The sequence below is a fragment of the Xanthomonas indica genome, assembly GCF_040529045.1.
Lineage (GTDB): Bacteria > Pseudomonadota > Gammaproteobacteria > Xanthomonadales > Xanthomonadaceae > Xanthomonas_A > Xanthomonas_A indica.
This window is the reverse complement of sequence record NZ_CP131914.1, coordinates 1,546,162-1,559,354: the sequence shown is the minus strand read 5'-3', so window position 1 is coordinate 1,559,354 and position 13,193 is coordinate 1,546,162. Positions and strand designations below refer to the sequence as shown.

The window sequence follows — 13,193 nt, the reverse complement described above, 5'->3', positions numbered from 1 at the left end:
GTTTCTCGCCATTGACCGGAGCTTTATCGATGAACGCTGCACTCAAGCATTTTTCCACCGAGGGCGACTACAAGGTCGCCGACATTTCCCTGGCCGATTGGGGCCGCAAGGAACTGGACATCGCCGAGCACGAGATGCCGGGCCTGATGTCGATCCGCCGCCAGTACGCCACCGCCAAGCCGCTGGCCGGCGTGCGCGTCACCGGCTCGCTGCACATGACCATCCAGACCGCGGTGCTGATCGAGACGCTGAAGGACATCGGCGCCGACGTGCGCTGGGCCTCGTGCAACATCTTCTCCACCCAGGACCACGCCGCCGCCGCGATCGCCGCCACCGGCACCCCCGTGTTCGCCTGGAAGGGCGAGACCCTGGAGGAATACTGGGACTGCACCCTCGACGCACTGACCTTCACCCTGCCCGACGGCACCCAGACCGGCCCGGAACTGGTGGTGGACGACGGCGGCGACGTGACCCTGCTGATCCACAAGGGCTATGAGCTGGAGAACGGCTCCAAGTGGGTGGACGAACCGGCCTCCTCGCACGAGGAGCAAGTGATCAAGAACCTGCTCAAGCGCGTGGCGGTGGAGCGCCCGGGCTACTGGACCCGCGTGGTCAAGGACTGGAAGGGCGTCTCCGAAGAGACCACCACCGGCGTGCACCGCCTGTACCAGCTGGCCGAGGCCGGCACCCTGCTGATCCCGGCGATCAACGTCAACGATTCGGTGACCAAGAGCAAGTTCGACAACCTGTACGGCTGCCGCGAGTCGCTGGCCGACGGCCTCAAGCGCGCGATGGACGTGATGCTGGCCGGCAAGGTCGCGGTGGTGTGCGGCTACGGCGACGTCGGCAAGGGCTCGGCGCACAGCCTGCGCGCCTACGGTGCCCGCGTCATCGTCACCGAGATCGACCCGATCTGCGCGCTGCAGGCGGCGATGGAAGGCTTCGAGGTCAACACCGTCGAGGACACCCTCGGCCAGGCCGACATCTACGTCACCACCACCGGCAACAAGGACATCATCCGCATCGAGCACCTGACGCAGATGAAGGACCAGGCCATCGTCTGCAACATCGGCCACTTCGACAACGAGATCCAGGTCGAGGCGCTGTACAAGCTGCCGGGCGTGCAGAAGATCAACATCAAGCCGCAGGTGGACAAGTTCGTGCTGCCCAACGGCAACGCGATCTTCCTGCTGGCCGAAGGCCGCCTGGTCAACCTGGGCTGCGCCACCGGCCACCCCAGCTTCGTGATGTCCAACAGCTTCGCCAACCAGACCCTGGCGCAGATCGACCTGTGGCAGAACAAGGACAGCTACGAGAAGCAGGTGTACCGCCTGCCGAAGAAGCTGGACGAGGAAGTGGCGCGCCTGCACCTGGAGAAGATCGGCGTGAAGCTGACCAAGCTCACCGACGCGCAGGCCGCCTACCTCGGCGTGCCGGTCGACGGCCCGTTCAAGCCGGAGCACTACCGCTACTGAGCCATCGGCAAGACATCGCCAGGCAGACAGGAACGGGCGCCGCGAGGCGCCCGTTTTTCGTGCGATCGGCGCTGCGCGCGCGTGGAGGAAAGGGAGCTGGAAATCGTACGGAGCGAAAAACCGCAGACATCGCCACCTTCCGCCAATCCTGCTCCAAGCGGCCTTTTCCCGCCAGTTGGCCGACGCGTCTGTACAGCTAGGTCATCTGCACCACACCTGCGCTACGGGGACCTGGCGTTGTATCGCGATGTGGACGTGACCGATACGGTGATCGTGCTGGCCATCCGCGCACAGCGGGAGGCGGGCTATGCGCGCGACGCATGAAACACCAGCGGCGCGATCACGATCATAGCCACCAGTTGGCGCCGGCCGCCGAAACGCTACGCTGCGCCGATCGCCCGCGATCCGGCAGCACGCCTTCATCGCCGTCCTCCATCTCCAGCGCGTTGCGCGGCAGGGTGATCGGTGCCATCGGCAACGCGTTCTGCCCCGCACGGCCGACCCCACTGCCCTCACCAAGCCGACCGACGCCCAGGCAACCCTCTCGCCCGCCTGCGGCGCATCCGCACCTGCGTTATCATTGGATGATAATCATTCGTATTAACCCGCAGACATGGCGTTCGCCGCGGCCACCGTCCCTTCCCGCTCGACCTGGCGCCACGATGCCCTGCCGCGTGCGCTCGCGGCCGGCATCGCCATCGGCGCGCATCTGGCGCTGGCGTGGCTGCTGTTCGGCATCGCCACGGCGCCACCGCCGTTGCCGCCGCCACAGGAATCGGTGCGGATGCGCCTGACCCTGCTGCCGCCTGCGGCGCCGCCGATGCCGGTGGCGCCGAAGGAGGCGCCACAACCGCGCCCGGAACACGCGGCGGCGCCGCAGGCGCGGCGACCGCCGGCCGTGCAGCCCCCGCCGGTGCAGCGCCCCACCGCGCGCCCATTGCCGGCATCGCCGCCGCTGCCGCAGCCTGCGGCCGATGCGCTGGCGCACCGCCCCGGCACCGATCCCAGCGCCGCCACTGCCGATGCGCCGCAGGCGGTGGAGGCGGCGGAGGCGGCGGCGCCGTCCTCGCCGCCGCTGCCGCCGGCGGCGCAGGCGGCCGGCACCAGCGACCCGAACTGGGAAGGCAAGGTGCTGGCGCGGCTGCACCAGTTCCGCCGCTACCCGCGGCAGGCGCGCAATCGCCGCCAGGAGGGCGTGGCCTACGTACGTGCGCGGCTCGACCGGCAGGGCCGCGTGCTGTCGGCGACGATCCGCCACGGCAGCGGCTACGCCCTGCTCGACCAGGAGGCCCTGCAGACCTTCCTGCGCGCGCAGCCGCTGCCGCGCGCGCCGGACACGCTGCCGGACCCGGTCGAAGTCGACGTCCCGGTCGAATTCTTCCTGCGCTGAGCCGGCGCCGGTGTTGGCGCGCGGCAAAGCGGCCGCTGCAGGCCCCGGCGCAGCGCGTGCCCGCGCCTGCGCAGCGGCGGCTGCCTACAAGGTATCCAGGAACGCGGTGATCGCCTCCAGCTCGCTCCGGTGCAGGTCCAGCGGTTGCAGCAACGGGTCCGGCTGCGGGAACAGGGGGTCGCCCAACTGCGCCGGCCTGGGCTTGGGCCGCGGCATGCCGACGTTGTACAGGTTGACGATACCGCGCAAGTCGGCGAACCCGCCGTTGTGCATCCACGGCCCGGTCTTGCCGACACCGCGCAGCGAGGGCGTGCGGAACTTGCCGCTGTCGGCGGGATCGCCGGTGACCTCGTAGCGGCCCAGGTCCTGCCGCGCGCGGCCGTAGAAATGCAGGCCCAGGTTGTGGAAGCCGTTGTCGGTCAGCGCCGGCCCGCTGTGACAGTTCATGCAGCGCGCGTGGGTGCGGAACAGATGCAGCCCCCACACCTGCTGGTCGCTGAGCAGGTCGCGGCGCCCCTCCAGGAAGCGGTCGAAGCGGTTGGCGCGCGGGACCAGGCTGCGCTGGTACGCCGCCAGCGCCTGCGCGAGTTGCGGCGCGTCGATGCGCCGCGTCCCGAAGACGCGCTGGAACTGCGCCGGATAGTCCGCACTGCGGTTCAGCCGCCGCAACAGCGCGGCGATGTCGAAATCCATTTCCTTGCGATCGACGATGGGATGCAACGCCTGCTCTTCCAGGGTGCGCGCGCGTCCGTCCCAGAACAGCGGCTGCGCATAGGCCGCCATCGCCACGCTCATCGCGTTGCGCCGCCCGCGCTGGCGGGCGTTGCCGAACGGCACGCTGCGGCCGTCGCCCCAGCCCAGTTCGCGGTCGTGGCAACTGGCGCAGGCGATCTGCCCGGAGCGCGACAGGCGCGGGTCCTCGAACAGCATGCGGCCCAAGGCGATCTTGTCCGGCGTGCCGGGATTGTCCGGCGGCGCCGGGGCCGTCGCCGGCAGCGGCGCCAGCTCGCTCCACTGCGCGCCGTCGGCCACCTGCGGTGCCGGCCACTGCGCGATCGGCTGGGCATACACCCGGCGCAGGCAGGCATAGTCGATCGTCGCTGCGCTCGCCGCGATGCGGGTGCGGCACTGCGCCAACGCCGCATCGGCCTCTGCCGCGGCGGCCGCAGGCGCGGGCGGGACCGCCTGCGGCGCTGCCGCCAGCCCGGCCAGCAGCAGCGCGAGGCAATACCGCCGCACGCGCCTGCGCCGGCCGCGCGCCGCCCCCTGCGGCGCAACGGCCGGCGCCCGCGCCTGCACGCTCTCGCGCATCAGAAGCGGTAGCCGGCTTCCAGCCAATAGCTGCGCCCGGCTTCGTAGTAGGCGGAACTGCCGGCGCCGACGATGGGGTTGGCCCGGTTGAGCACGTTCATCGCCTCCAGCCGCGCGTAGACCTGTTGCGCGCGCGGCAGCTCGACGCTGTATTCCAGGGTGGTATCGAGGCTGAAGGAGCGCGGATAGACCACGTCGGCATAGACGTCGAGGGTCTGTCCCTGGTAGTCGGCGCTGCCGCGCTGCAGGATGTTGCGGAAGCCGGCGCGGTAGCGCAGGAAATTGCTCCACAGCAGTTCGCCGGGTCCCAGCGCACGCCGGGTCTGCGTGGACAGGCGTGCGTTCCACCGGCGCGCGAAGTCGGTGGCCGGCAGGTCGTACAGCCACGTCGGCTGTCCCTTGTACAGCACCAGCGCGTCCGCGGCGTCGTTCCAGCTCGACTGGTAATCGGAGTAGTTGCGCCGGCTGTCGGTGTAGTCGAACGCGAACTGCGCCTGCGTGGTGCTGCCGCCCCACACCAGCGGCGCCTGCGGCGCCACGCTCAGGGTATAGACCGCGCTGCGGCTGCGGCCCTTGTTGACATACTCGTAGACGTTCGTGGCGTAGGCGCCGCTGGCATCGTTGCTGCGGACCGACTGTCGCAGCACTTCGTCGCGGTTGTCGCGGTTGACGTACTTCAGGCCGATCTCCATGCCTGCCCAGCGCTGGTCCACGCCCACCGTCCATTCGTCGGTATGGGGAATGTCGACGTCGGCCAGGCGGTTGCTGGAGCCGCCGCTGGTGCCGGTGACGCTGTCCCAGGCGGTGCGGCTGCTGCTGCGGGTCTTGGTCAGGCCCAGGCGCTCGCGCCCTTCGCGCAGCAGATAGCTGAAGAAGTTGCGCCCGTAGTAGCGGTTGAGGCCGGCACTGAGCACCGTCGCGCGGTCGCCGCGCAGGTCCCACGAGGCGGCCAGGCGCGGCGCCAGCGTGGCCCTGTCCCAGATATCGTCCTGGTCCAGGCGCAGGCCCGGACGCAGGCTGAGGTCGCCGATGCGGATGTCGTCCTGCAGCCACGCCGCCCATTCGTCGCCGCTGACCGCGAACTCGCCCGCGCGGTAGATCGTCAGGCGCCGGAAATACTGTCCGCGGCCGGCGATCAGCGTGCCGGACGTGGCCGCCACCGGCGACAGCGAACAGCTGTCGCTGTCCACGCGCCCGTCGGCGGTGGTGCAACTGGTCGTGGCGTAGGGTTGCAGGTAGGAGAGGTGGTCGTTGAGGCGGGCGTAGTTCGCCTTGCGCCGCTGGTAGGACACGCCGGCCTGCAGTTCGTGGCGGGTCGCGCCCCAGGCGAAGGCTTCGCGGTCGAGCTGGAGCTGGTAGCCGAGCTTGCGATCGTGCTGGTCGACGTTGCCCCAGCTGCCCTCGAAACTGCTGTTGTTGACGCCCCAGTCGTAGGCTGCCGACTTCGCCCAGGCCTTCCAGTAGTTCACCTGGCTGCGCCGCGAGCTCTCCAGGTCGCTGTAGCTGAGCGTGTTGCGCAAACGCCAGGCGCCGTGCTCGGCATTGGCACGCAGGCTCAGCACCGGGCCGCCGGACTTCAGGTCGAACCAGGCGTTGTTGGCGTTCTGGATGAAGTAGCGGTCGTCGCTGGGCGCATAGGCGAGGCTGGCGCCAAGCTCCAGGCCGCTCTGGCCGCGCCAGTCCGCGGCCAGGGTGACCGCGCTGTTCTGGCGCGTTTGCGTCTTGCGGTTGCTGTCGCTGCTGCTGAGGTTGCCGGCGGTGTAGCCGCGCAGCGGAATCTCCGAGCGCGTGCGCACCAGCGTGCCGACCAGGCCGAGGCCGGACGCGGTCCGCCCTTCCAGGCGCAGGCCGAACTTGGCCTTGTCGTAGCGCGGCTGGTAGGACGCGCTGGCCGACTGCGCGAAGCTCTGCTCCTGGCCCGTCGGCACGATGATCTCGTCCCAGGCCGAACGCGCCATCCGCCACCAGAGCTTGCCGCGCAGCGCATCGCCGGCCTTGCGGGTCTGCGCATCGACCACGCCGCCGGTGAAGTTGCCGAAGGCCGCCGGCACGTTGCTGTCGTAGACGGTCACGCTCTCCAGCAGATCGGTGTCCACCGCCACGCCTTGGGAGTGGCTGGGCACGTCGGCGAAATGGTTGGGGTTGTCGAAGGTCGGATCGATGTCGTTGTTGAAGCTCACCCCGTCCAGCAGGAACAGGTTCTGGTAGAACGGCGCGCCGTTGATGCTGATGTCGGCGGGACGGATCTCGCCCATGTTGCGCGAACTGCGCGCGGTCTCGCTGAACTGTACGGCCGGATCGATCCGCAGCAGCGTGGCGATGTCGCCGTCGCCCTTCGGCGCGCCCTCGAGGTAAGCCTGGTCCAGCGCCATTCCCTCCGAGTACGGAAACGTCCGCTGCGCGCCGATGCGCAGCGGCGCGAACGGCAGCGCCGCGGTGCCGGCCGGGGCCGGCACCAGGGTGTAGCTGCCGTCGGCGCGCGCGATCAGGCGCAGCCCCGATCCCGCCAGCAGGCGCTCCAGGCCTTCGCGATCATCCACCTGCCCTTGCAGCGGCGGCGCCTGCCGGCCCTCGGTCAGCGCGGGATCGAACGCCAGCGCGATGCCGCGCTGCCCGGCGAAGGTGCTCAGGGCACTGCCGAGCGGACCGGCCGGCAGATCGACCGGGGCGCTGTGCGCGTGGGCGAGGGACGGTGGCACGGCGGCAAGGGCGACGGCCAGCAGGCTGGCGCGGAAGGGACGTGGGAGGCGACGCATGGGCGATGGACTCGACGAAGAAGGATTCGCAGCCTTGCCACGCGAGTCGCGAAAAAGTGTCAGCGCGGTTGCGTAGGCACGCGCTCGCGCGGCGCCAGCGTGGTCCACCAGCCGTCCGCCTGCCGCCGCACGCGCACCGGATAGGTCGCTTCCAGCAGCGCCAGGCTGCGCTCGGGATCGTCCACCGGGAACGCGCCGGACACCCGCAGCCCGGCGATCGCCGGATCGCAGCGCAGCACGCCGCGGCGGTAGCGGCCCAGTTCGCGCAACAGCTCCGCCAGCGGCCACGCATCGGCGACCAGCATGCCGCGCGTCCAGGCGGCGGCTCCCGGCGCGATGGCCCGCAGCGCGCCGCAGTGGCGGCGATCGAAACGCAGCGCCTGCCCGGCCGGCACCCGGCAAGGACGCGCCGCCGCGCCCGGCTGCGCCAGCACCGCGCCCTCCAGCACCGCCACGCGCGTGCCGCCGGCATCGGCGCGCACCTCGAAGCGCGTGCCCAGCGCCTGCAGCGCGCCATCGGCGGTGGTCACCCGGAATGCGCGGGCGGGGCGCTGCGGGTCGGCCGCGGTCGTCACCAGGATCCTTCCGTGGCGCAGGCGGAGCAGGCGCTGCTGCGCACCGAAGGCCACCTGCAGCGCGGTGTCCGTGTCCAGCTCGAGCAGGCTCGCATCGTCCAGGCGCAGCCGCCGGCGTTCGCCGACCGCCGTCTGCAGCGTCGCGCCGGCCGGCGACCGGCCCAGCCACTGCCAGCCCAGCCACGCGCCGGGCGCCAGCAGCAGCAACGCGCCCACCGACTTGATCGCCGCGCGGCGCCCGCCACGCGACGGGCGGTCCAGCACCGGCCGCGCCAGCGTCGCCGGTACCGCCGCGATCAGGTCGTGCAGGCGCTCCACGCGCGCCCAGGCACGGGCGTGATCGGGGTGCTGCGCCCGCCAGCGCGCGCATGCGGCGTGCTCGGCCTCGCCGGCCGCGTCGTCGCCCAGCCGGACCAGCCACTCCACCGCCTGCTCCAGGACACGCGGATCCAGCCCCGCGTCCGCCGGCTCAGGGCGCATGCAGCAGGCAACCGAGCAGGGCGCGCTTCATGTGCCGCTTGACCGTGCTGAGCGACACCCCCAGCCGGCTGGCGATCTCGGCGTAACCGAGCCCGTCGAACTGCGACAGCAGGAACACCCGGCGCGCCTGCGCGGGCAGGCCGTCGAGCATCGCATCGATCGCCTCCAGCGCCTCGCGCACCAGCGCCTGCTGTTCGGCCGACGGCATCGCTGACTCCGGCAGCGCCGCCAGCCGTTGCAGGTAGGCGCGCTCCAAGGATTGCCGCCGGCACCAGTTGGCCATCAGGCCCTTGGCGACGGTGGTCAGATAGGCGCGCGGCTCGTGCAGGCAAGCAAGGTCGCGTCCGCTGAGCAGGCGCGCGAAGGTGTCCTGCGCCAGATCGGCGGCGACGTCGCGGCAGCCCAGACGCCCGGCAAGCCAGCGCTGCAGCCAGGGCTGATGATCACGGTAGAGCTGACCGAGCGAATCCCGATGGAGAAGCATGCGACCCCCGAGCGAAGCGGCATGGGGCCGCTTCGACGCGCGTGGCTCGCCCCCAACAAAAGAAAACGATTCTTATTTACTTTAGCGACCGACGTCAATGCCTGGCGGCGGGCGGCGGGGTCCGGCGTCGGCCTCGTCCATGCGTAGCGCATGGCGCGGAGGGCGATCGCACCAAGGGCTTCGGAAGCGTCGGCGCACGCCGCTGCCGGCGACGGGAGTGGCGTGCGCTACAGGGTGAAACTGCGCTTGATGGTGAACGCCCAGGCGCCGTCGATCGGGTTGGAGACATGTACCCGGCCATCCCCATCCGCCACGCCCGTGGTGTAGCGGCGATAGACGCCGGCGCTGTTCCAGGCGCGTGCATAGCTCACGCCGAACTCGGTGCCGCGCCAGGTGCGGCTCAGGCCCACGCGCGCGTCGGTCCAGCCGTAGTCGGCGAAGTTGCGTACGTGCTGGTGGCCGGCATGCACGCTCACCTGCCAGTCCGAGGCCAGCGGCAGCGTGGCGTCCAAGGCCAGATAGCCGGAGCCGCGCGAGTGCCGGCCCTGGCCGACGCCCAGCGTGGCGCTGTTGTAGCCGAAGTAGTCGCGCGTCCAGGTACTGGCGTAGGACAGCTCCAGTGTGCGCCAGTGACCGGCGACGATGGCCTCCCCGTAGTCGTAGCGGGTGCCGCTGGCGCTCATGCGCGCGCCGGGATAGGCGTAGTGGTAGATGCCGGCGCGCCAGCCCCAGTCGCCACGGCTGGCCGCGTAACCGGCATACACGTCCCACTCCACGTGCCCGCCTTCGATGAAGTACGGGCTTACCCCCGATGCCCAGGTGCCGGCATACCAGCCGCTGTCCGCGGCCACGTCCAGCCCGCCCTGCACCACCGGCCGGCCCCAGCTTTGCTCGAATCCGCGCGAGACGTAGTTCGAGGTCGCCGCCAGATTGGCGCTGGCGGTCCCGGCCCAGGCCGGTGCAGCGGCGCCCAACGCGATCAGCAGCATGCCCGTGCGCACGGCCCTCATGACACCAGCTCCAGCCGCGTCCGGCTCGACGCACCCAGGCCGCCCGGCGATGGCGCCGCGAGCTTGAACAGCGCCACCGCGCGCTGCAGTTCCTAGGCCTGCTCTTCCATCGCCCGCGCCGCCGCCGTGGCTTCCTCGACCAATGCGGCGTTCTGCTGCGTCACCTCGTCCATCTGCACGATGGTCTTGCCCACCTGTTCGATGCCGGCACTCTGTTCCTGCGAAGCGGCGGCGATCTCGCTCATGATGTCGGTGACCCGGCGCACGCTGGCCACCACCTCGCGCATGGTGTCGCCGGCGCCGTTGACCAGCGCGGTGCCGTCGTCGATCTTCCCGACCGAGGCGTCGATCAGGCCCTTGATCTCGTGCGCCGCGGTCGCCGACCGCTGTGCCAGCGCACGTACCTCGCTTGCCACCACCGCAAAGCCGCGACCCTGCTCGCCGGCACGCGCCGCCTCCACCGCGGCATTGAGCGCCAGGATGTTGGTCTGGAAGGCGATGCCGTCGATCACACCGATGATCTCGGCCATTTTCTTCGAGGCCGCGGCGATACCTGTCATGGTCTCCACCACCTGCTCGACCACCGCGCCGCCGCGCGAGGCCACGCCGGCGGTGTCCTGCGCCAGTCGGTTGGCCTGGTGCGCATGCTCGGCGTTCTGCTTCACCGTGGAGGTCAGTTCCTCCATCGAGGCCGCGGTTTCTTCCAGGTTGGCGGCTTGTTGCTCGGTGCGGCGCGACAGGTCGTCGTTGCCGGCCGCAATTTCGCCGGCGGCGGTGTTGATCGCGGTGGTGGCCTGCTGGATGCGGCCGACGATGCCGGTCAACTGCTCCACGGTGGCATTGGCATCGTCGCGCATCTGCGCGAACACGCCATGGAACTCGCCGTGCATGCGCGCGGTGAGGTCGCCCTGCGCCACGGCGCGCAACAACGCCGACAAGGCCGAGAGGTTCCCTTCGGTCAGCTCCATCAGGCGGTTCAGCCCGACCACCATGCCGCGGAAGTCGTACTGGAAGCGCTCGGCATCGCCGCGCCGGGAGAAATCGCCGGAGGCGGCCGCCTGCGCCAGCTCGGTGATGGCCTGGTTGATCGCCTGCAGGCTGTGCTTGGTGGTGCGCATCGCCTCGGTGATCGCCGCCTTCTCGCCCGGCAGCGGCTCCATGTCCACCTGCATGTTGCCGATCGCGTACTGCGACATCACCTCGACCAGGCGCCGCTGCACGTCCACATGCGCGGCGACCAGCGCGTTGGTGCCGTGGACCATGCGTCCGTACTCGCCGGGGAAGCGCTCGGCGTCCATCCGGTAGCTCATCTCGCCGGCGTCGTGGCGCTGCGCCATCTCCGCCTGCGCCTGCATCACCGCCTGCAACTGCGTCTGCATGCTGCCCATCGCGTCCAGCAACTGCCCCAGCTCGTCGTCGCGACGGTGGCGGACCTGGCTGTCCAGGCGTCCGGCGGCGACCGCGGAGGACACGCGCACCGCCTCGGCCAACGGATCGAGCACCTGCCGGCGCAGCAGCAGGTACAGCGCGCCGCTCAGCACCAGCGCCGAGAGCAGGCCGACCGCGGCGATGGTCCACAGCAACGCACGCGCCTTGGCCATCACCAGCGCGTACGGCACCGAGATGCCCAGCGCGAACGCTTGCGGCGCATCGCCGATCTTCAGCGGCACGAACACGTTCAACGCATCCTCGCCATCGGCACGGCGATGGTCGAACACCACCTGCCCCTTGGCCACGCGCGCGAGCATGTCCTTGGACCAGGCGTCGTTGCGGGTCTTGCCGACCTGCTGCGGATCGCGGCTGGCCATCACCATGCCCAACGGCGACAACAGGCTGGCATGGCCCTCGCCCATCGGCCGCAGCGCGGCGATGCGCTGCTGCAGGGTATCGAGGGTGAAGTCGACGGTGACCACGCCCAGGAAGCGGCCGTTCTCCAGGATCGGCGTGGCCAGCGTGGTCATCAGCGTGTCCTTGCCGGCCACCGGGTAGTAGTACGGCTCGATCACCACCGGCTTGTGCGTGTTGCGCGCCAGCAGGTACCAGTCGCCGTCGCCCGGCTTCTCGTAGTCGCGCAGCGCCTCGCGCACCAGCGTGCCGTTCTGCCGCGACCACCAGGTCATGTAGCGGCCGGTGGCGTCGTGGCCCTCGGCACCGACGAAGCCCTTGTCGTTGCCGTCGAACGCGTCCGGCTCCCACATGGTGCTGATGCCCAGCCACTGCGGATGCGCATCGAGCTGGCTGCGCAGCACCGCGGTGGCGGTGGTACGCGACAGGCCGCCGGCGCCGTGCTGCACGCGGAAGCTGTTGGCCAGCGCCTCGCTGGCGTCGAAGGCCACGCCGATCTCGCGCGACACGCGCTGCGCTTCCAGTTGCGCGAGGTTCTCGATGCTGGTGCGCGAGGTCGACAGCAACGCATCGCTGCTGCGCCAGTAGATGATCATCGCGGTCAGGCCGAAACAGGCCAGCGCGAGCAGGCCGGTACCCAGCATCAGGCGTTTGGCGACGCTGCCGCGACGGCGATGCGGCGACGGAGTGGACATGACAACTTCCTTGGCGGGGGGAGGGAATGCGGTCGCGGAGAACGCGCCGCGCAGCACAGCCCGCCGCGGCGCACGGCGCGAGCGCGCGTGTCCGTGCCGATGACCTGCTGCCCGGGACGCCTTCCCCACCGGCCACGACGCGCCGCCGGAAATCGCTTCCCGGCACTGCTGCGTGTGGCCCACCCTCTCGCTATCGTCCTGCCGTGCGCAAACTTGATGCCCATCCCGTGCGGACCGGATGAACGGACATGGCTCCGCCGTGAAAGTGGTCAATAGCGCGCTGTTTACTCTTGCGCGCGTGCGCCAGTGAACAGGCATGCACACTGATGCAGCACGGCCTTGTCGACTTCGGCAAGGTACAAGACGCAGGACCACAGACGTAACAGCGCATGGAGCCGCCGCAGGCAAGCGGCGATCACACCTGCGCTGTGACCGGCGCAAGCATCACCGTCGCGCACTCATCGATGCATGCGTACAACCGGCTCGCTGCGCGCAGATGGCGCGCGCATAGCGCTTACGGCCGCCAGTTGGCGTTGTGCTCCCAGAACGCCACGCTGCGCCGGTAGGCGTCGCGATCCAGCGCCACGCCCGAGCCGCCCTCCTCTACGCCCAGCGCATTGCGCAGCATGGTGATCGGCGCCATCGGAATCTCCTGCGGCTCGGCGGTATACAGGCAACCGACCACGCCCCAGTCGGCCTCGATCGGCGCCCCCTCGTGCGCGAGCTGTTCGCGGCTGTAGAGGATCGGCAGCAGATAGGCGGCCACCGGCGGCTCGACGCCTTCGAACCAGCGCACCAGCACCGGCAGTTCCTCGCGGCTGCGTGCCTCGTAGCCGGAGCGCAGCAGGCGCCGGTTGGCGTCGGTGATCGGCACGGTCAGGCAGCGCGTCGAGGTCCAGTTGCGATGCACGTGCAACTTGCAGAACGGCGCGTAGCCGTCCAGCACCTGCAGCGGCGCGTGCGTGTTGAGATGCTGCTCGAACTGCTCCGGCGTGCAGTCCTGGATCGCGTTGCGGCGGCCGTCGCGCGGAAACAGGCGGGTGCGGGCGAACGGCGTGAGGACGATGGACATGGCGTGCATGGCGAACAAGGGCGGACAAGCGTAGCGCGCGGCCGGGACCGTGCCCACCGCTGCCACCGTCACCGCGCCGGCAACCCTCGGCATCGAACGA

10 protein-coding genes and 1 pseudogene are annotated in these 13,193 nt (G+C 70.4%); 3 read left to right on the top strand and 8 right to left on the bottom strand.

Going from position 1 to position 13,193, the window contains the following annotated elements; genetic code table 11:
• Positions 1-29: 29 nt before the first annotated feature.
• Positions 30-1,475: an adenosylhomocysteinase gene (gene ahcY / locus Q7W82_RS06650; protein WP_242160687.1), complete on the top strand. Its 1,446-nt coding sequence runs from the start codon at positions 30-32 to the stop codon at positions 1,473-1,475.
• 225 nt (positions 1,476-1,700) lie between these two features.
• Positions 1,701-1,799: pseudogene (locus Q7W82_RS06645) on the top strand (type II toxin-antitoxin system RelE/ParE family toxin); the annotation flags it as partial.
• A gap of 22 nt (positions 1,800-1,821) precedes the next feature.
• On the opposite strand, the gene Q7W82_RS06640 reads toward Q7W82_RS06645, so the two are convergent.
• Entirely contained in the window at positions 1,822-1,947 is a 126-nt protein-coding gene (locus tag Q7W82_RS06640) for a hypothetical protein (protein ID WP_260115036.1), read from the bottom strand.
• A gap of 141 nt (positions 1,948-2,088) precedes the next feature.
• On the opposite strand from Q7W82_RS06640, the gene Q7W82_RS06635 reads away from it, so the two are divergent.
• Positions 2,089-2,865 (top strand): TonB family protein, encoded by a 777-nt coding sequence (locus Q7W82_RS06635; RefSeq protein ID WP_311195511.1) that lies wholly within the window; start codon positions 2,089-2,091, stop codon positions 2,863-2,865.
• Positions 2,866-2,949: 84 nt separating this feature from the next.
• Here the strand turns inward: Q7W82_RS06635 and Q7W82_RS06630 are convergent, their stop codons facing one another.
• From Q7W82_RS06630 to Q7W82_RS06600, 7 genes are all read right to left on the bottom strand, one after another.
• Complete coding sequence (locus Q7W82_RS06630; RefSeq protein WP_242160686.1) at positions 2,950-4,104, bottom strand: cytochrome c peroxidase; 1,155 nt, start codon at positions 4,102-4,104, stop codon at positions 2,950-2,952.
• 71 nt (positions 4,105-4,175) lie between these two features.
• Positions 4,176-6,932 (bottom strand): TonB-dependent receptor, encoded by a 2,757-nt coding sequence (locus tag Q7W82_RS06625; RefSeq protein WP_242160685.1) that lies wholly within the window; start codon positions 6,930-6,932, stop codon positions 4,176-4,178.
• Between the two features lie 59 nt (positions 6,933-6,991).
• Positions 6,992-7,987: a FecR domain-containing protein gene (locus tag Q7W82_RS06620; protein WP_242160684.1), complete on the bottom strand. Its 996-nt coding sequence runs from the start codon at positions 7,985-7,987 to the stop codon at positions 6,992-6,994.
• Positions 7,977-8,471, bottom strand: coding sequence for a sigma-70 family RNA polymerase sigma factor (locus tag Q7W82_RS06615; RefSeq protein ID WP_242160683.1), 495 nt, complete (start codon positions 8,469-8,471; stop codon positions 7,977-7,979). Before Q7W82_RS06615 ends, Q7W82_RS06620 begins: the two co-directional genes overlap by 11 nt.
• A gap of 227 nt (positions 8,472-8,698) precedes the next feature.
• Complete coding sequence (locus Q7W82_RS06610) at positions 8,699-9,481, bottom strand: TorF family putative porin (RefSeq protein ID WP_242160682.1); 783 nt, start codon at positions 9,479-9,481, stop codon at positions 8,699-8,701.
• A gap of 92 nt (positions 9,482-9,573) precedes the next feature.
• A complete protein-coding gene (locus Q7W82_RS06605; protein WP_311195510.1) occupies positions 9,574-12,021 on the bottom strand; it encodes a methyl-accepting chemotaxis protein in 2,448 nt (815 codons plus the stop codon).
• A gap of 514 nt (positions 12,022-12,535) precedes the next feature.
• Positions 12,536-13,093 (bottom strand): DUF3228 family protein, encoded by a 558-nt coding sequence (locus Q7W82_RS06600; RefSeq protein WP_160948087.1) that lies wholly within the window; start codon positions 13,091-13,093, stop codon positions 12,536-12,538.
• Positions 13,094-13,193: the final 100 nt, after the last annotated feature.